The sequence below is a fragment of the Sinorhizobium prairiense genome, from assembly GCF_029201645.2.
Taxonomy (GTDB): Bacteria; Pseudomonadota; Alphaproteobacteria; order Rhizobiales; family Rhizobiaceae; genus Sinorhizobium; species Sinorhizobium meliloti_A.
The window spans coordinates 1,015,280-1,032,998 of record NZ_CP104131.1 but is presented as its reverse complement, the minus strand read 5'-3'; the positions used below and the strand labels follow the sequence as shown (position 1 = coordinate 1,032,998).

Annotated in this window: 14 protein-coding genes and 1 pseudogene; 9 read left to right on the top strand and 6 right to left on the bottom strand. The window is 61.0% G+C overall.

Annotated elements, in window-relative coordinates:
- The 3 genes from N0Q91_RS07580 (at nucleotide 1) to N0Q91_RS07570 (ending at nucleotide 3,134) form a co-directional block, all read left to right on the top strand.
- Nucleotides 1-339 (top strand): hypothetical protein, encoded by a 339-nt coding sequence (locus tag N0Q91_RS07580; RefSeq protein WP_018095276.1) that lies wholly within the window; start codon nucleotides 1-3, stop codon nucleotides 337-339.
- A 19-nt stretch (nucleotides 340-358) separates the two neighbouring features.
- Complete coding sequence (locus N0Q91_RS07575; RefSeq protein ID WP_275597754.1) at nucleotides 359-2,410, top strand: ASKHA domain-containing protein; 2,052 nt, start codon at nucleotides 359-361, stop codon at nucleotides 2,408-2,410.
- Nucleotides 2,411-2,471: 61 nt separating this feature from the next.
- Entirely contained in the window at nucleotides 2,472-3,134 is a 663-nt protein-coding gene (locus tag N0Q91_RS07570; RefSeq protein WP_275597753.1) for a phosphotransferase-like protein, read from the top strand.
- 197 nt (nucleotides 3,135-3,331) lie between these two features.
- Here N0Q91_RS07570 and N0Q91_RS07565 read toward each other — a convergent pair whose 3' ends face one another.
- The 3 genes and pseudogenes from N0Q91_RS07565 to N0Q91_RS07555 all read right to left on the bottom strand — a co-directional run bounded on the left by N0Q91_RS07565 (nucleotide 3,332) and on the right by N0Q91_RS07555 (nucleotide 5,156).
- Entirely contained in the window at nucleotides 3,332-3,802 is a 471-nt protein-coding gene (locus N0Q91_RS07565; RefSeq protein WP_275597752.1) for an SRPBCC family protein, read from the bottom strand.
- A gap of 30 nt (nucleotides 3,803-3,832) precedes the next feature.
- Nucleotides 3,833-4,163: pseudogene (locus tag N0Q91_RS07560) on the bottom strand (ArsR/SmtB family transcription factor).
- Between the two features lie 96 nt (nucleotides 4,164-4,259).
- On the bottom strand, nucleotides 4,260-5,156 hold the full coding sequence (locus tag N0Q91_RS07555) for a LysR substrate-binding domain-containing protein (RefSeq protein WP_018095281.1): 897 nt from the start codon (nucleotides 5,154-5,156) through the stop codon (nucleotides 4,260-4,262).
- A 550-nt stretch (nucleotides 5,157-5,706) separates the two neighbouring features.
- Here N0Q91_RS07555 and N0Q91_RS07550 point away from each other — a divergent pair.
- Nucleotides 5,707-5,907 (top strand): hypothetical protein, encoded by a 201-nt coding sequence (locus N0Q91_RS07550; protein ID WP_018095283.1) that lies wholly within the window; start codon nucleotides 5,707-5,709, stop codon nucleotides 5,905-5,907.
- Between the two features lie 123 nt (nucleotides 5,908-6,030).
- Here N0Q91_RS07550 and N0Q91_RS07545 read toward each other — a convergent pair whose 3' ends face one another.
- Nucleotides 6,031-6,894: an alpha/beta fold hydrolase gene (locus N0Q91_RS07545; protein ID WP_018095284.1), complete on the bottom strand. Its 864-nt coding sequence runs from the start codon at nucleotides 6,892-6,894 to the stop codon at nucleotides 6,031-6,033.
- Nucleotides 6,895-7,127: 233 nt separating this feature from the next.
- Here N0Q91_RS07545 and N0Q91_RS07540 point away from each other — a divergent pair, with 233 nt between their 5' ends.
- Nucleotides 7,128-7,727, top strand: coding sequence for a YdeI/OmpD-associated family protein (locus N0Q91_RS07540; RefSeq protein WP_100673772.1), 600 nt, complete (start codon nucleotides 7,128-7,130; stop codon nucleotides 7,725-7,727).
- A gap of 13 nt (nucleotides 7,728-7,740) precedes the next feature.
- Here N0Q91_RS07540 and dmeF read toward each other — a convergent pair whose 3' ends face one another.
- Both dmeF and N0Q91_RS07530 read right to left on the bottom strand, forming a co-directional pair.
- Nucleotides 7,741-8,706, bottom strand: coding sequence for a CDF family Co(II)/Ni(II) efflux transporter DmeF (dmeF, locus tag N0Q91_RS07535; protein WP_275597751.1), 966 nt, complete (start codon nucleotides 8,704-8,706; stop codon nucleotides 7,741-7,743).
- Nucleotides 8,703-8,975: a metal/formaldehyde-sensitive transcriptional repressor gene (locus N0Q91_RS07530; protein WP_018095287.1), complete on the bottom strand. Its 273-nt coding sequence runs from the start codon at nucleotides 8,973-8,975 to the stop codon at nucleotides 8,703-8,705. Before N0Q91_RS07530 ends, dmeF begins: the two co-directional genes overlap by 4 nt.
- 507 nt (nucleotides 8,976-9,482) lie before the next feature.
- Between N0Q91_RS07530 and N0Q91_RS07525 the strand changes: the two genes are divergently transcribed.
- From N0Q91_RS07525 to N0Q91_RS07510, 4 genes are all read left to right on the top strand, one after another.
- Complete coding sequence (locus N0Q91_RS07525) at nucleotides 9,483-10,487, top strand: GlxA family transcriptional regulator (RefSeq protein ID WP_275597750.1); 1,005 nt, start codon at nucleotides 9,483-9,485, stop codon at nucleotides 10,485-10,487.
- A gap of 408 nt (nucleotides 10,488-10,895) precedes the next feature.
- On the top strand, nucleotides 10,896-11,657 hold the full coding sequence (locus N0Q91_RS07520) for an outer membrane protein (protein WP_275597749.1): 762 nt from the start codon (nucleotides 10,896-10,898) through the stop codon (nucleotides 11,655-11,657).
- Between the two features lie 164 nt (nucleotides 11,658-11,821).
- Nucleotides 11,822-13,060: a hypothetical protein gene (locus tag N0Q91_RS07515; protein ID WP_275597748.1), complete on the top strand. Its 1,239-nt coding sequence runs from the start codon at nucleotides 11,822-11,824 to the stop codon at nucleotides 13,058-13,060.
- A 775-nt stretch (nucleotides 13,061-13,835) separates the two neighbouring features.
- Nucleotides 13,836-17,669 (top strand): cadherin-like domain-containing protein, encoded by a 3,834-nt coding sequence (locus N0Q91_RS07510; RefSeq protein WP_345774969.1) that lies wholly within the window; start codon nucleotides 13,836-13,838, stop codon nucleotides 17,667-17,669.
- The last annotated feature ends 50 nt before the right edge of the window (nucleotides 17,670-17,719 follow it).

Here is a 17,719-nt window from a genome sequence, read left to right as displayed (position 1 = left end):
ATGGCCAGGCACCACTCCTTCGCAAGCGACCTGGCGGCACTCTGGTTTCAGGCACCCATGGTCATTGCCGCGCGTACGCAGGCCATGGCCGTAGCCGCTATCACCGGCTCGGCAACCGACTATGTCGAGGCAAGCCGGATGGTGACCGAAAAGATGGCGGCTGTCGCCGAAAGCGTCGTCGCCGCGAATGTCGCCCTGGTGAAGGAAGGGATGGGTGCGGCCGCGGCACTGGCCGCCGGAAAGCCGGGCTCTGCCGCCGCGCACAACCGGATAGCGGCGGCCGCAGTTCGGCCCTATGCCAAGCGCGTGCGGGCAAACGCCCGCCGGCTCGCGAAATAAACTGCTGGCGAGACAGAAAATGTTGAACGTGCCCTCGAAGGACGAAAAGAACGATCCGCTGGTGCTCTTCATGCCCTCGGGCAAACGTGGCCGTTTCCCCGTCGGTACGCCGATCCTCGACGCCGCACGTTCACTTGGGGTCTATGTCGAAAGCGTCTGTGGCGGCCGCGCCACCTGCGGACGTTGCCAGGTTTCCGTCCAGGAAGGTAATTTCGCCAAGCACAAGATCGTTTCATCCAACGACCATATCTCGCCGATTGGTCCCAAGGAGCAGCGTTACGCGAGCGTGCGCGAATTGCCTGACGGGCGGCGGCTGTCCTGTTCGGCCCAGATTCTCGGCGATCTCGTCATCGACGTGCCGCAGGACACCGTCATCAACGCACAGGTGGTGCGCAAGGCCGCAACCGACCGCGTGATCGAGCGCAATGCGGCGGTGCAACTGTGCTATGTCGAGATCGACGAACCGGACATGCATAAGCCGCTCGGCGATCTCGATCGGTTAAAGGTCGTCCTGGAAAAAGACTGGGGTTGGAAGGACCTTCTGATCGCCCCCCACCTGATCCCCCAGGTACAAGGCATATTGCGCAAGGGCAATTGGGCGGTGACTGCGGCGATCCATCGCGACATGGACTCCTCGCGTCCCTTCATTGTCGCTCTCTGGCCGGGGCTGAAGAACGAGGCCTATGGCGTCGCCTGCGACATTGGCTCGACGACGATTGCGATGCATCTCGTATCGCTGCTCTCCGGACGCATCGTGGCCTCCTCCGGCACATCGAATCCGCAGATCCGCTTCGGTGAGGATCTGATGAGCCGCGTCTCCTATGTGATGATGAATCCGGATGGCCGCGAGGCGATGACCAAAGCGGTACGCGAAGCGTTGAACGGCCTGATCGGCAAGGTCTGCGCCGAGGGCGAGGTCGACCGCCGCGACATTCTCGACATGGTCGTCGTCGCCAATCCGATCATGCATCACCTGTTCCTCGGGATCGACCCGACGGAACTCGGCCAGGCGCCATTCGCACTGGCCGTCTCCGGCGCCCTGCAATATTGGGCGCACGAAATCGACATCGAGGTCAATCGCGGCGCGCGCCTCTATATGCTCCCGTGCATCGCCGGCCATGTCGGAGCGGACGCCGCGGGTGCGACGCTTTCCGAAGGGCCGCATCGTCAGGATAAGATGATGCTGCTCGTCGATGTCGGCACCAATGCCGAGATCGTGCTCGGCAACAGGGAGCGCGTCGTGGCCGCCTCATCGCCGACCGGACCGGCCTTCGAGGGGGCCGAGATCTCCTCCGGCCAACGAGCCGCACCCGGAGCGATCGAGCGCGTTCGCATCGATCCCGAGACGCTGGAGCCGCGGTTCCGGGTGATCGGCGTCGACAAATGGTCGAATGAAGAAGGTTTCGCCGAGGCCGCTGCGGCAGTCGGTGTCACAGGGATCTGTGGCTCGGCGATCATCGAAGTCGTCGCGGAGATGTACCTCACCGGCATCATTTCGCAGGACGGCGTCGTCGACGGCGCAATGGTCGCGAAGAGCCCGCGCATCATCCCGAACGGCCGCACCTTCTCCTATCTGCTCCACGAAGGCGAACAGCGCATCACCGTGACGCAGAACGATATCCGAGCGATCCAGCTCGCCAAGTCCGCGCTCTATGCCGGCATCAAGCTGCTCATGGAGAAACAAGGTGTCGATCACGTCGACACGATCCGGTTTGCCGGTGCCTTCGGCTCCTTCATCGATCCGAAATATGCCATGGTGCTCGGACTGATTCCCGATTGCGACCTCACCGAAGTGAAGTCGGTCGGCAATGCCGCCGGCACAGGCGCGCTGATGGCGCTCCTCAATCGCGGTCACCGCCGCGAGATCGAGCAAACAGTGAGGAAAATCGAGAAGATAGAGACGGCGCTTGAATCGAAGTTTCAGGAGCATTTCGTCAACGCCATGGCGATGCCGAACAAGGTGGATGCCTTCCCGAAACTCGCCGAAGTGGTTACCCTGCCGGCGCGCAAGGCACTGATCGACGACGGTGGCGAAGGGGGCGGCCGCAGACGGCGACGCAGCAGGGAGTAGCCCCCGCCTCGTCTCACCGCTTCGAATAGCCGGACCTTGTGTCGACGGCCGAGGAGATCCGATGAAAAGCGGCCGCAATCCTGGACGAATCGTCATTCTCAACGGGGCGCCGCGGTCCGGCAAGTCGAGCATAGCCGAGGTGATCCAGGAGACATTCGACGGGCCATGGATGAACCTTGGCGTCGACACTTACATGGAGCGAGTAATGCCTCGCCGCTACCTGCCGGGTATCGGGTTGCGGCCCGGCGGTGAATTGCCTGAAATCGAAGCGCTCGTACCCCTATTCTATGCTGCCCTCTACGAGTCCGTTGCCGCGCATAGCCGGCTGGGTCTGAACGTTGTCGTCGATGTCGGGCATCACGAGGCCTATGGCGAACCACGCCATATCCTCCCCGACTGCGCTCGGCGGCTTCTCGGCCTTCCCGTCCTCTTCGTCGGGGTGCGGTGTCCGGTCGAGACGATAATGGAGCGGCGCAATCGCGGCCAGCTCGGCCGCGAAGGCGGTTACCTCACCGGCAGCGAGGCGGAGCCTGTTCCGCGCCAGGTGCTCGCCTGGCAGCGAGAGGTGCATCGCCCCGGTATCTACGATCTCGCAGTCGACACGTCCATGATGACGCCTGACGAATGCGCCGCGCTCATCCGCAAACGGCTCGAAGCAGAGCCCATGGCTCCGACAGCATTCCAACGGCTGGCCAGAATGGCCAGCATTTCCCAGCCGGATTAAAGTCTGTTGAGAGTCGCGATATCCGCGGCGGCTTGTTTCATGTCAATGTGCTTGTCACAAGGATCCAGCCGACCAAGTCCTTGGGCAGGAAGAACGCTTCCCGCGCCGATTGCAGTCCCCATATACGCTTTATGGGCCGATCGGTCGGCAGAGCCAGCCATAGGTTCTGAATGGCATGATGACCGGGAACGGTGAACTCAAGCTGCTGCCATCTCCACATAGGACGCCAACAGGCCGCCCCAGCCGTTTTCCGAATTGAAAATACCGCGCATTTCCTCGGCCTTCACGCCGTAATTTTCGAGATGGCGGTGCTCGAGAATGACGGTCGTGCCACCTTCCCCATTTGGCTCGAACAGGATCTCCACTTCGGTATGCAGGCCGGGATCGTAGTCGAAATCGGCGTTGAGCTGCCAGTCGAAGAGAATTCGGTTCGGTCGGTCGCACGCGATGACACGCCCCCACTCGCATTCTTCTCCCGCGTTGCCGATCTCGTACCAGCGGCCACCCGCGACGGCCTCTACCACAACCGTCTTTTGACCGGACTGCGTGAGGCTGTGGCCCTTGATCCACCACGTCCCCATTCCGCTGACGAAAATGTCGAACGCCTGCTGCGGCGATGTACGCACCGTAACCGACTTACGGACCGGTGCCGGCTCGATCATGTTCATGAGGTCTCCTCCCGTGAGATCGCGACAGAGTTACTCTTCGGCTTTTTCAGACCACTCGGCCGCCTCGACCGCCTGCTTGAATGCGGCGAGTTGATCATCCCAGAATCGGTCGAGCCATTTCCTGAGCGGCCCCAGCCCGTTGGGATCGATCGAATGAGATTCGCCGCGCACCCGACGGCACGTCGCGCACGAGATGTGCCGCCTTCAGTATCTTCAAATGCTGTGAGATCGCCGGCTGTGAAACCGGCATCGCCCGGGCGATCTCGGCGACCGACTGCCGCCGCTCAGCCACCTTCTCGAAGATGGCACGGCGCGTTGGATCGGCGAGCGCAGCAAAGGCTTTATCCTGATCATAAGTCATAGCTTATTATAAGCCAAAACTTATGATCGTCCACCCGGTATCGCGCGACGTTTGCTTCCCGAGTCGTTTGGCGGTCCCGGGACGCCGCTTGCGGAATTATGCCGCCTGCATCTGCAGCTCGGCGAAGGCAGCGCGAACATGCTCCGCGACCGCCAGAACCGGCGCCGGCGCATCTTCGATGACCTTGAGGCCGATGTTGTAGTGACCTAGATCCGGCAGGCCGTCACGCTCGCCGAGCTGGACCATCTCGCCTTGGACGAGATAGCGCGGCAGCGGCGCGATCGCGAGCCCGGCGAGAACAGCCGCACGCTGTCCGGTCGTATAGGCGCTCAAAAAGGCGACGCGGAACTTGCGGCCCGCACGCGACAGCTTCTCGACCGCATCGGCACGCCAGACGCAGCCGTCCTCCCACATGGAAACCGGCAGAGGATCGCGCAGATGCGCGTTCCCGCATTTCGCACCTGCCCAGACCAGTTTCTCCTGCATCAGGATTTCTGCGCCTTTGGCAGAGTCCTCGGAAAGGCTGTTGAACACGGCGATGTCCAGCCGATGCTCGTCGACCCGCTTGCGCATCGCGTTGCTCATGCCGATCGAAACGTCGATGGTGACGTTCGGATACGTCTCGGCAAAGCGCTTCAATACATCAGGCAGAATTCGCTCGCCGACATCCTCCGGCGCACCGACCCGCACCACCCCGTTCATGTCTGGCAACAGGAAGCGGGACACCGTCTCGTTGTTGAGCGATAGAAGCCGCCGGGCATAGCCGAGCAGGAGTTCGCCCTTCGGCGTCAGCGACACCGAGCGGGCGTCGCGCAGGAACAACGTGCAGCCGAGCATTTCCTCGAGCTTCTTGATCTGCATCGAAACGGCTGAAGGCGTGCGGTAGACCGTCTCCGCGGCGGTGGTGAAGTTTCCGGTCTCGGCAATGGCGACGAAAGTCTTGAGCACGTCCATTTCGAGCAGCGGAAGCGCGTGGCGCATCATCATGTTCATGGCGGCACCCTAGATCAGAAAAACTGAAAGATAACTTAACTTCATTTCGTTTGATTGAACATCACGCATGCGCGATAGTCAAGCCTCCAAGGGACGGAAACGCCCTGAACCAGAAGGAGAAGGCTATGTCGGCTCTGATGTTGGCGATCGATAATGGCGCCCCTGACGAAAGACCGGGCCCGAGTGCCGCGCCCACCGGCCGGGCGCCCAGGCAGGCTCGAACCATCGATGACGGGGACATCGTTCTGGCGATGCTGTGGCATGCCCGATCTCTTATCGAACGGATTGCCGAACGGCGCCGTGCCGGCAATCTAGTCAGGAATCGGGTGGAAACACGCCGCCAATTGGCGAGACTGCCAGCCAGGGTCCGAAACGACCTGTTACCCGCGGAACAGCAACCGATCAGAGCATGCGATAGAACGACTAAAGCAGGCGAAATCAATCACGGGGTTTGATGAATCGCATCAAACATATTCGTTTGAATGATCAATCGCGTTGCACCATAACGTCCATGGTCGCGACCTTTTGAGGAACTCAGAAGGAACCAGCTATGTCTATGAACGAGCATTTTTCATCCGCATCGAGCCCGGGTCTCGCAGCCCTGCCCGGACTTTTCAACCTGCGGGCACGTGCCTGGGCCGCCTGGAAGCGCCACCGCAACGAACGTGTCCTGGAGAACCTCTCCTATGACACGTTGAAGGATATCGGCTTCCCCTCCGTCGATGATGCAGTGCATAAGACGGACCAATGAATAAAGACTGCAGATGCCATCCTCCCGGCATTGACCGCAAGACCAGACTATAAGGGCATTCCCGCAACGGAATGCCCTTTTTGTTTCGAAAAGCGCCAAGCACTTGGCGCCAGCAAGTGCTCCCTACTCGAAGAATCCCTTCGGCGTCTTGCCCTTCAGAAAAGGTTCGACGAACGCATGAAGCAGCTCGGGCTGGCTGATGACGGCGGTGTGCGACGTCGCCGGGAGGACGGCAAGTCGAGAGGCGGGCAGTGGTTTGCCCATGTCGCCCATGACGCCCCCGCCGAGCAGCCGGAACAGAGCGACCGAATGTTCGAGCGTCGCCACGTCCGCGTCGCCGGTGATGATCAAAACCGGGGTTTTCAATGCCCTGACGTCCGCTTCCCATGCCATCGGCTCCTTCTCCAGCGCGATCAGTTTCCTGACGAGCTCGGGGAAGCCGTCGGGATTGGCTGCTAGCTTGCGATAGTCCTCGGCAAACGGCATGTTGACGAACATCTCGACCGACATCTGGGGAATGAAGGCCTTGAACGCCGGCTGCCAGCCCTCGGCATCATAGGCCACGGAGGCGGCGGCGAGCTTGTTGACTTTTTCCGGATGGCGAATGGCAAGCTGCAGACCGGCAGCCGCACCCATCGAGTAGCCGAAGACATCGGCCTTTTCGATCTTCACGGCATCCATGAAGGCTGCGACGTCATCGGCAAGATTGGGATAGGTGATCGGCCGGTCGATATCCGTGGTGCGGCCGTGGCCCTGAAACTCGATCGCATAGACCTTGTGGGTCTCGGCGAGCTTCGGGATAATGGCACCCATCGAAGGGATGTTCATGTAGGCGCCATGCAGCACGATGAGCGGGTCGCCCTCGCCCGAGACTTCGTAATACATTTCCATGCCGTTGACCTTGACCCGATCGCCCGCCGGTTCGGATCGGGCAAGCGTGGCGCCCGCAACGAGCAGCGTCGCGGTAATCAGGGCGGTGCGGAACATCGTTCTTCTCCTCGGTTTGGGACCGGCCTGTGCCGGTTTCGATGATAAGACGAGCGAGGCTCCCGCTCCCCGACATGAGCAACACAATTTTTGCAGCGCTGCGCAACCTGTGACTGCCTTTGCCCGGACGACCCCTCGCCTCCTGGTAATATTTGCGGCTGGCATCTGTGGCATGTTTTTGCTTTTGTAAAAGCGGTCCGTGTCGAGAGTTCCCCAGTAGATCGGTAATCCTGATGAGTGAGAGTGAAGCCCAATTGCCGGTGATCCATTTTGCGGACGCAAAGACCTTCGAAACGTGGATCGCGGAGCAAGGACCTGATTGCAAGGGGCTTTGGGTGAAATTCGCCAAGAAGGCGTCCGGGATAGCGACCATCACGCCGAGGGAGGCGCTCGATGTGGCGCTCTGTTACGGCTGGATCGACGGTCAGCGTATTGGATCCGACAGCGACTTTTACCTGAACAAATACACGCCGCGCCGTGCGCGCAGCCGATGGTCGCAGGTGAATTGCGCTCGGGCGACCGAATTGATCGCCGAGGGGCGCATGATGCCGCGCGGCCTTGCCGAAGTTGAACGCGCTAAGAACGACGGCCGGTGGGATGCCGCCGCGCCACCGCCGAGCAAGGCGACCGTGCCCGACGATCTTCACCATGCGCTTGCGCAGAACGCAGCGGCTAAGATGCTGTTCGACGAACTCGACAGCCAAAATCGCTACGCAATCCTATTTCGCATTCACGATGCGAAGAAGACCGAGACGCGGGCTGCGCGCATCGAAAAATATGTCGGCATGCTTGCCCGCGGCGAGACGCCTTACCCACGACGCAAGGCGCGATAGATCGATCTGCCTCTCAGGCCGCCAGCGGTTCGACCTCGACCGTCACGTGCGAAAGCTCGTGGATGTGCTCGAGCTTGCGGCGGTAGCTCGACGGACTTTGCGGATTCTTCGTCACCAGCGAAACGATGGCACCGTGGTGGCCGGGCCCAAGCTGCCACACGTGCAGATCGGTGATCCGATCCCCGTCCCGCTCGATTGCCGCGCGTATTTCGTCGGGCAGGTCCTCGCCCGGCGGAATGTAATCGAGCAACACGCTGCCGCTGTCTCGTATCAGGCCCCATGACCAGCGGGCAATCACCAGCGCGCCGACAATGCCCATCATCGGATCGAGCCATATCCAGCCAAAGACGCTGCCGGCCGCAAGCGCGACGATCGCAAGGACCGAGGTGAGCGCGTCCGCCAGCACATGCAGGTAGGCGGCACGCAGGTTGTTGTCCCGCCCCTGGGCCGAGACGCCATGGTGGTGCTCGTGATGGTGATGATGGCCGTGGTGATTGTGACTATGGTGGTGATGTGAATGATCCTCACGAAGCAGCCAGGCACAGGCGAGATTGACCGCAAGTCCGAGTACGGCCACCGAAATGGCCTGCGGAAAACTGATTGCCACCGGATCGGCAAGCCGCAAGAGGCTTTCCCAGCCGATCAGCAGCGCGATCAAGGCAAGTACGATCGCGCTGGAGAAACCGGCGAGATCGCCAAGCTTGCCCGTACCGAAGGTAAAGCGTGGGTTGCGCGCGTTACGCCGGGCATAGAGATAGGCGAGCGCCGCGATGAGCAGGGCCGCGGCGTGTGTCGACATGTGCCAGCCGTCGGCGACCAATGCCATGGAACCGTAAAAGGTACCGGCGGCGATCTCCGCCACCATCATTCCCGCAGTCAGTGCGATGACGGACCAGGTGCGCCTTTCGTTGCGCTGGTGATTGTCGCCGAGGAATACATGATCATGACCAGTGGGCGCCGGTGAATGGGTTTCGCTCATTTCAGGTATCTCCTGACGATTTCGATCAGTTCGGCAGCGCCCTCTTCGCGCTCTCCTTGAGATTCGTGGCCGGCGACGTGGCCGCGAATATGATCTTCGATCAGTTCGATCGTCAGCCCGTTGACTGCACCGCGCACGGAGGCGACGAGGTTGAGAATATCGCCGCAGGCCTGGCGAGCTTCGAGCGCACGCTCGACCGCTTCCATCTGCCCCTTTAGCCGGCGGACACGGGCGAGCAACTTTTCCTGATCTCTGATCGTGTGGGACATAGCATAGGGGGGTACCCTGATTTCAGACGCCCATGCAAGCCGCGCCGTCGCTGTGTTGCCTTGACGCCAGGCCACGAAGCTGCGCGCTCTCCAATGCGTCTTGTCAGATACCGACATCCAGACTCCGCGAAGGTGAAAAGTCGCTGGCGGCAAAGTCGCAACTCAGGCGCTCTTGCGCAGCTTTCGATCAGTTTGCCTCATTTTTGCTCGATTACGTCATCGCGGTCCGTGATCTTGTCGCATTCCATATACTCGTCGATCCGGCCCGCGAGAGGCCCGGGCCGATGGATGTCGCAATGCGAAATTTCTTCCCCGTCGCGGCTTTCCATGCCAATGTCGCAATTCGGCAAGCTGAAGCGCATATTCCAAGCGACGAATATACGAGCCTAAATGCGTGTCGCCCAAAAGTGCGCAGCGGTTTGGGGCTGACGACATGCACGGAAGCGACGACCTGAAGTGCGTCGCATGAATTCTATCTCTGCAACGTGCTTTAGCCTGGGAGGTTCTATGCACAAACCGCTGACGAAGAAGCGCTCGCTCGTCTTCTTTCTGGTGCCAAACTTTTCGATGCTGCCCTTTTCGGCGGCGATCGAGACACTCCGCATCGCAAACCGGATGCTCGGTTATGAAGCCTATACGTGGCGTCTCGCCTCGACCGACGGGCAAAAGGTCTATTCGTCGGCGGGCATTGCGCTCGAAGTCAACACCTCGCTCGCCGACGAACGCAAATATCTCGCCGGAGAAAGCCGCCCATCGATGGTGCTGGTCTGTTCGGGCGTCTATGTCGAGGACTTCCAGAACAAGTCGGTGAATGCATGGCTGCGCGAAGCCTATAATCGCGGCATCGCCGTCGGCAGTCTCTGTACCGGCGCCCATGTGCTCGCCTCGGCGGGCCTGCTCACGGGCAAGCGCTGCGCGATCCATTGGGAAAACCTGCCGGGCTTCTCCGAGAGCTTCCCCCAGGCCGATGTATATGCGGACCTCTACGAGATCGACGGCAACATCTACACGTGCGCCGGCGGCACCGCCTCACTCGACATGATGCTGAACCTGATCGATCAGGATTTCGGCGAGAACCTCGTCAACCGCGTATGCGAACAGGCGCTGACGGATCGGGTGCGCGGGCCGCACGACCGCCAGCGGCTGCCGCTGAGAGCGCGTCTCGGCGTCCAGAACGCAAAGGTCCTGTCAATCATCGAATTGATGGAGAGCAACCTCTCCGAGCCGCTGTCGCTACTGGAGATCGCAGAAAGCGCGGACCTGTCTCGCCGTCAGATAGAGCGGCTTTTCCGCCAGGAAATGGGCAGATCGCCTGCCCGCTATTATCTGGAAATCCGCCTCGACCGCGCCCGGCACCTGCTTATCCAGTCGTCCATGCCGGTTGTGGAAGTCGCCGTCGCCTGCGGCTTCGTTTCCGCTTCGCATTTCTCGAAGTGTTACCGCGAGCTTTACAACCGCTCGCCGCAGCAGGAACGCGCCGAGCGCAAGCTGACGCTGCAGATGGCACGGTAGATCGCGTCTATTCGATCCTCTGGGACCTTGCCGGGTTGGTCGAAACCCTGATTCGTTCGTACGGGCCGATTGCTTTAGAGCACTTCCGGAAAGGGTGTAACGCTCTTCCGTGTGGAAGTGTGTGATTCCAAACTGTTAGAACGTTTCCCTGTTTCATTGAAACAGGGAAACGGCGGGCTTCGCTCTCCGGCCGCGCCGCCGCGCAGCAGTGAGGGATTTCGCTTTTCGCCGCCTTCAATTGGGCCGGAGCACCATTTTCTCCGGATAAACGGCGCCCTCTCACAAAAAATTAATGATTGTGCAAAGCGCCCACTTTCTTTGGGCCGCCGTCTTACTTATGGTCGCATAACGAGAATTCCATCAGCACAATCATCTATAAGTTGTTTATCATATATCACGAGAGATAATATGTCCGGTCTCGCCTCGCCCGTGGCCTTCGCCATCGCGCTGACGGTAACAAGCGCTCACGCGACCTTCGCCGACGAACTGACTTCCTCCCGAAACTGGTCGGGCTGTTATCTGGGAGCAAATGCGGGCTATGGCCGCGCCGATGCCGAAGCAACCGATAAGCCGTTCACCCAGGGGCCATTCGCGACGGACGGAACCTCCTGGAACAGTGTCGGTCCGCCCTACGAGGTGATCAAGAGCGATGATCACGGAGCAGTCGGCGGGATCGAAGCCGGTTGCGACCGGCAATTCGATGTCGAAGGGCTGACACTCGTCTTCGGTGGCGCAGTCGATTTCAGCCTTATGAATCTTGCCGGCACCGGCACGTCCGCAATCGTCAACGACACACATGCAAGCTTCGACACCGACTGGGTCGGCACCGCGCGTCTTCGTGCCGGACTAGCCGCCGACGACCTGCTCTTTTATGTGACCGGCGGTGTCGCCGTGGCCGATATCGGCGTGCGCGCCTACGACCTTAGCGACTGGCCGACGATCGGTCAGATGAACGTTTCCGGCGGAGGAACAAAGAGCGGTTGGGTGGCAGGTGCTGGGGCTGAGTGGCGCTTTGCGGAGAACTGGTCGGCAACGCTCGAATATCTTCATTACGATTTCGGCAAGGTGACCGCCTCGGGCGCAGCGATCGAACCGGTCGGCGCGTTCCCGCGCTACGAAAGCGATCTCGATTTCGATGTGGTGCGGGTCGGAATCCGTTGGCGAATGTGACCTTGCGGGACGCCGAGTGGTAGGGGCAAAGACACAAGGCGGCCGCATCGTAAGCGAACACAAAAACCTTTTTAATCAATGTATTACGAGTTTTCTTCAGACGCTTGTGACATAAACAGCGTCGTAGACAAAGACAGGGCGGACACGCCCGTGGCTTGGAGTCAGTGCCGTCCCTCCAGGCGATCGCGGCAGATATTGCAGGAGTGCAGACAATGGCGCAAACATTAATCGACTTTTCCGCCGGGCAGATCACCGACGGATCGGCCGGCGGGGCCGATAATGTCCTTAGCGCCGGCGGGCTCGTTTTCACGATATCCGCGCAAGGAAATTGGAGTGCCAATTTCGACAACGGCCGTTTCAATTTCGCCGAGGACCCGGCCTATGGCGGCGAACAATTTTCGATCGCCATCACCAGCGCAACCGGAGCTTTGATCGACTTCTACGACTACCAGATAAGCGTGAACGCCGATCCTTTGGTCGTGAATGGTTGGTCGCCGGGACTCGGTCTGGACGGAACCACCTGGTACGACGACAATATTCACGGCGATGGCGTCGGGCCCTATTATTATCGGGCGATCTTTGCCGGCAATGTTCCCGCTATGAGCAGAGGAGCATCGCTCAGCCTGCAAGATCTCATCATTCCGGAGACGACGACCACCGGCACGATGAGCTTTTGGCTCGATAATATAACCATCGACGCGAACCACCGGCCGGTTGTTACCAATTTCGATGCCTCCGACGCAAAGGACTATGTCAGCGGCAGTCAAGCTGCGATACTTGTGGATACCATAAGTCTGGCTGCCGTCGTCGATGCTGACAATACCGGCTGGAGCGGTGGACAGATACGTTTCACGCTTTCCGGAGTGGTTGCAGGCGAAGATGTCCTCGGTCTGCAAAACCAGGGAACGGGTGCCGGGCAAATCGGAATTTCAGGTACGATCGTTACCTTTGGTGGCACCGCTATCGGAACAATGAGCGGAGGCGGTGCGGGGTCCAGCTTCCTGCAGGTCGCTTTGAACGGCAACGCTTCGGGCGCCGCAGTGGAAGCCATTATTCACAACCTGACCTACGCCAACATGGGCGCCTCGCCCACCGGCACAAGGACCGTCTCTGTTACGGTCCGCGACGCCGAAGGCGGCAATTCGACAACGACATCGACGACGGTGAATCTCATCGCAGCCAATGACGCTCCGGTGACGACGACGTCCGGCGGTACCGGATCCTTTACTGAGGGAGATGCACCGGTGGCGATCGACACCGGACTGAACCGTGTCCGACCTCGACAACGGCACGCTCGCCTCGGCGACCGTCCAGATCACCGGAAACTTTCATTCCGGTCAGGACGTTCTGGCCTTCGCGAATACCAGTTCGGCCGCGTTCGGGAACATCGATGCCACTTATAGCTCCCTGACAGGCGTTTTGACCCTTACGTCGCCGGGCGGAACGGCAACCGTCGCGCAGTGGCAGGCGGCGTTACGGACCGTCACTTATTTGAACACCTCCGAGGCCCCCACGGCTGCGGCCCGTACGATCAGCTTCACCACCAATGACGGCACGAGCGACAGCGCTCCCGCCACGAAGATCATCGACGTCGGCTCCGTCAACGATGCGCCGCAAATTTCCGCGCCCGGTGCAATCGCTCTCACGGAGGACACCGCGGCCGCTGTCACGGGCATTTCCTTCTCCGACGCCGACGCTGGCGGCAGTTCCGTGACCGTTACCTTCTCCGTGCCATCGGGATCGCTCTCGGCCGTCAGCGGCAGCGGCGTAACCGCAGGCGGAACGGGGACGGGCCTCACGCTCACCGGCACGGTGGCCGATATCAACGCATTCATTGCAGCCGCAAACGTGACTTTCACGCCGGCCGCGAATGCGACCGGCAACGTGACCCTCACGACGAGCATCACCGATGGCGGAAACACAGGCAGCGGCGGCGCGCAGACCGCGGCGGAAACGACGGCGCTGCAAATAACGGCGGTCAACGACGCCCCGACGGTTTCGGCTCCCGCTGTGGTCAGTATTTCTGAGGACACCGCGACGGCAATTACGGGCATCTCCTTCGCTGATGCGGATGCAGGGTCCAGCACCGTTACAGTTACTTTCAGCGTCGCCTCGGGATTGCTCTCGGCGCATTCAGCGGGCGGCGTTACCGTTTCCGGCACGGGCACATCGCTGGAAATGTCCGGCTCCCTGGCCGACATCAATGCCTTCATCGCCGGTTCGAATGTCACATTTACGCCGGTGTCCAACTCGACCAGCAACGTCGTTCTGACGACGGAGATCAACGACCTCGGCAACGCGGGGTCCGGCGGCGCGAAAAGCGATGCTTCCTCCACGACGCTCGTAGTGACTGCCGTGAACGATGCACCCGTAAACCACGTCCCGGTCGGGCAATCGGTCCTAGCCGACGGCGCCCTCGTCTTCAGCATTGCAGATGGAAATCTAATTTCGATTGCCGACGTCGATGCCGGCAGCGGTACGGTCGTGGTGACGCTTACCGCCGAACACGGCCAGCTTACGCTGAGCGGCACTACGGGTCTGACCTTTATTGCCGGCACCGGCACGTCCGATTCGGGCATGACCTTTGCGGGTTCCCTGAGCGACATCAACGTCGCACTGAACGGGCTGGTTTTCTCTCCTAGCCCCGGCTATTCGGGCGACGCCTCACTAAAGATCACAACCAATGATCAGGGGCATTCCGGTTCGGGCGGTGCGCAAAGCGATAGCGATACGATCACCATCGCCGTCGTGTCGCCGGCTCCGCAGGTCTTAAGCGTCGACGCTGCCGCACCGGACGGAGTCTACAAGGCAGGAGATACGATCACACTGACCGTAACTTTCGACGGGGTGGTCAACGTCGACACCACCGGCGGAACGCCGACATTGCTGTTGGAAACCGGCGCCACCGAACGGCTTGCCGCGTATGTCTCGGGTTCCGGATCGAATACGCTGTCCTTCAGCTACACGGTTCAGGCGGGCGATCTGGCTCCGGATCTGGATTATGCGGGCATCTCCGCGCTAGCGGCGAACGGCGGAGCGATCAGAAGCGCCACCAATGTCGGCGCCGATCTGACACTGCCGACGCCGGGCGGCGCCAACTCGATCGCCGCGCAGAACAACATCGTCGTGGACGGCGTTGGGCCGACGGTCACCAGCGTAGGAGTGCCTGCAGCCGGCACTTACAAATTCGGCGACAGTCTGGACTTCGCGATCAACTTCCATGAGGCGGTGACCGTGGACACCACCAACGGCGTTCCGCGACTTGCGGTTATGCTCGATATGGGCGGGACAGCCTATGCCGAATATATTGCAGGAAGCGGCAGCACCGCTCTGGCATTCCGACTGACGGTTGCCGATAACCAGGCAGATTGGACCGGCATCACGCTCGGCCCCGTCACGCTCAATGGGGCGACTATAAGCGACAGCGCCGGCAACAGCGCTCTGCTTACCTTGAACAATATAGCGCCGACCAGCTCCATCCTCGTCGACGGCATCGTCAATGACGCTCCCGCGCTCACCGGCGATCTGAGAGCGACGGTCGCAGAGGGCGGAACCTATAAGCTCACGACGGCCGATCTCGGCTATTCCGATCCGGACGACACCGCAGCAGGTGTTAGCTTCAACGTCTCCAACGCCGTCAATGGCTCTGTCCTCGTCAACGGGTCAGTGGCCGCCAGCTTTACGGCGGCGCAACTCGCAGCCGGCCTCGTCTCCTTCCGCCACAACGGCTCGGAGACCACTGCCGCCTCCTTCCGGGTCGTCGTCGAAGACGGCAATGAGGACAACTCCGCGCCAACCCCTGCGACATTCAATTTCACCGTCAACCCTGTCAACGACGCTCCCATACGCACCGGCGATCTGAGAGCGGCGGTCGCAGAGGGCGGAACCTATAAGCTCACGACGGCCGATCTCGGCTATTCCGATCCGGATGACACCGCAGCGGGTGTTGGCTTCAACGTCTCGAACGCCGTCAATGGCTCTGTCCTCGTCAACGGGTCAGTGGCCGCCAGCTTTACGGCGGCGCAACTCGCAGCCGGCCTCGTCTCCTTCCGCCACAATGGCTCGGAGACCACCGCCGCCTCCTTCCGGGTCGTCGTCGAAGACGGCAATGAGGACAACTCCGCGCCAACCCCTGCGACATTCAATTTCACCGTCAACCCTGTCAACGACGCTCCCATACGCAGCGGCGATCTGAGAGCGGCGGTCGCAGAGGGCGGAACCTATAAGCTCACGACAGCCGATCTCGGCTATTCCGATCCCGACGACACCGCGGCGGGTGTTGGCTTCAACGTCTCGAACGCCGTCAATGGCTCTGTCCTCGTCAACGGGTCAGTGGCCGCCAGCTTTACGGCGGCGCAACTCGCAGCCGGCCTCGTCTCCTTCCGCCACAATGGCTCGGAGACCACTGCCGCCTCCTTCCGGGTCGTCGTAGAAGACGGCAACGAGGACAACTCCGCGCCAACCCCTGCGACATTCAATTTCACCGTCAACCCCGTCAACGACGCTCCCATACGCAGCGGCGATCTGAGAGCGGCGGTCGCAGAGGGCGGAACCTATAAGCTCACGACGGCCGATCTCGGCTATTCCGATCCGGACGACACCGCAGCGGGTGTTAGCTTCAACGTCTCGAACGCCGTCAATGGCTCTGTCCTCGTCAACGGGTCAGTGGCCGCCAGCTTTACGGCGGCGCAACTCGCAGCCGGCCTCGTCTCCTTCCGCCACAACGGCTCGGAGACCACTGCCGCATCCTTCCGGGTCGTCGTCGAAGACGGCAATGAGGACAACTCCGCGCCAACCCCTGCGACATTCAATTTCACCGTCAACCCCGTCAACGACGCTCCCATACGCAGCGGCGATCTGAGAGCGGCGGTCGCAGAGGGCGGAACCTATAAGCTCACGACGGCCGATCTCGGCTATTCCGATCCGGACGACACCGCAGCGGGTGTTAGCTTCAACGTCTCGAACGCCGTCAATGGCTCTGTCCTCGTCAACGGGTCAGTGGCCGCCAGCTTTACGGCGGCGCAACTCGCAGCCGGCCTCGTCTCCTTCCGCCACAACGGCTCGGAGACCACCGCCGCCTCCTTCCGGGTCGTCGTCGAAGACGGCAACGAGGACAACTCCGCGCCGACGCCTGCGACATTCAATTTCACCGTCAACCCCGTCAACGACGCTCCTAGCCTTACGCTCACACAGCACCTCACCCGCATTGCCGAAGATGCCTCGACGGGAACGGCCCAGAAGGTTGCTACTCTTGTGATCGCCGACGACACTCAGGGGACCAATCTGCTGACTTTGAGTGGCGCGGATGCGTCGCTGTTCGAAATCCGCGGCAACGTCCTCTGGTTGAAGGCAGGAGCACGGCTCGATTTCGAGACAAACCCATACCTCGACGTGACCATCGGGCTTGACGACCCGTCTGTCGGAACAGGACTAGAAGCAACCAAGACGGTCAGGGTGTCCGTCACCGACGCCATTGAGCGGTATATCGGCTCGGCCGGCGCCGACCGCCTCACCGGCACCGCCGCGAACGAGACCTTTGACGGAGGAGCGGGCAACGATGTCATCAATGGCGCAGCCGGCAACGATACGATCATTGGCGGCGCAGGAGCCGATCTGCTGACGGGAGGAGCGGGGAACGATATCTTCGTTTTCAAATCTACCAACAACTCGGCGCCCGGTTTCTCCGGCTATGTGAACAATGTTGCATATGGGCCGGCCTCTGGTGCCGGACATCGCGACACCGTGACAGATTTCGCGAACGGCTTCGATCGACTCGATCTATCGGCCATCGATGCGAACACCGGCGCGGCCGGCAATCAGGCCTTCACGTGGCGAGGCACCGGCGAATTCTCCCGTCACGCGGGCGAGCTCATCTACAAGACGTTCAATCCGGCGGGCACCCTCGACGACAAGACGATCATCTATGGTGATGTCAACGGCGACGGCCGCGCTGATTTTCAGATCGAGCTTTCCGGGTTGAAGAGCCTCGCGACGGGAGATTTTCTGTTGTAACCCAGTCCGGCACGGCAAATTCCGACCTCAATCGGCGCCGGTCGCCCGAA

What these genes read in the sequence shown, in the direction of transcription:
- N0Q91_RS07580 (WP_018095276.1), top strand. Translation starts at nt 1, where the DNA reads ATGGCCAGGCACCACTCCTTCGCAAGCGACCTGGCGGCACTCTGGTTT.
- N0Q91_RS07575 (WP_275597754.1), top strand. Translation starts at nt 359, where the DNA reads ATGTTGAACGTGCCCTCGAAGGACGAAAAGAACGATCCGCTGGTGCTC.
- N0Q91_RS07570 (WP_275597753.1), top strand. Translation starts at nt 2,472, where the DNA reads ATGAAAAGCGGCCGCAATCCTGGACGAATCGTCATTCTCAACGGGGCG.
- N0Q91_RS07565 (WP_275597752.1), bottom strand. Translation starts at nt 3,802, where the DNA reads ATGAACATGATCGAGCCGGCACCGGTCCGTAAGTCGGTTACGGTGCGT.
- N0Q91_RS07555 (WP_018095281.1), bottom strand. Translation starts at nt 5,156, where the DNA reads ATGAACATGATGATGCGCCACGCGCTTCCGCTGCTCGAAATGGACGTG.
- N0Q91_RS07550 (WP_018095283.1), top strand. Translation starts at nt 5,707, where the DNA reads ATGTCTATGAACGAGCATTTTTCATCCGCATCGAGCCCGGGTCTCGCA.
- N0Q91_RS07545 (WP_018095284.1), bottom strand. Translation starts at nt 6,894, where the DNA reads ATGTTCCGCACCGCCCTGATTACCGCGACGCTGCTCGTTGCGGGCGCC.
- N0Q91_RS07540 (WP_100673772.1), top strand. Translation starts at nt 7,128, where the DNA reads ATGAGTGAGAGTGAAGCCCAATTGCCGGTGATCCATTTTGCGGACGCA.
- dmeF (WP_275597751.1), bottom strand. Translation starts at nt 8,706, where the DNA reads ATGAGCGAAACCCATTCACCGGCGCCCACTGGTCATGATCATGTATTC.
- N0Q91_RS07530 (WP_018095287.1), bottom strand. Translation starts at nt 8,975, where the DNA reads ATGTCCCACACGATCAGAGATCAGGAAAAGTTGCTCGCCCGTGTCCGC.
- N0Q91_RS07525 (WP_275597750.1), top strand. Translation starts at nt 9,483, where the DNA reads ATGCACAAACCGCTGACGAAGAAGCGCTCGCTCGTCTTCTTTCTGGTG.
- N0Q91_RS07520 (WP_275597749.1), top strand. Translation starts at nt 10,896, where the DNA reads ATGTCCGGTCTCGCCTCGCCCGTGGCCTTCGCCATCGCGCTGACGGTA.
- N0Q91_RS07510 (WP_345774969.1), top strand. Translation starts at nt 13,836, where the DNA reads ATGTCCGGCTCCCTGGCCGACATCAATGCCTTCATCGCCGGTTCGAAT.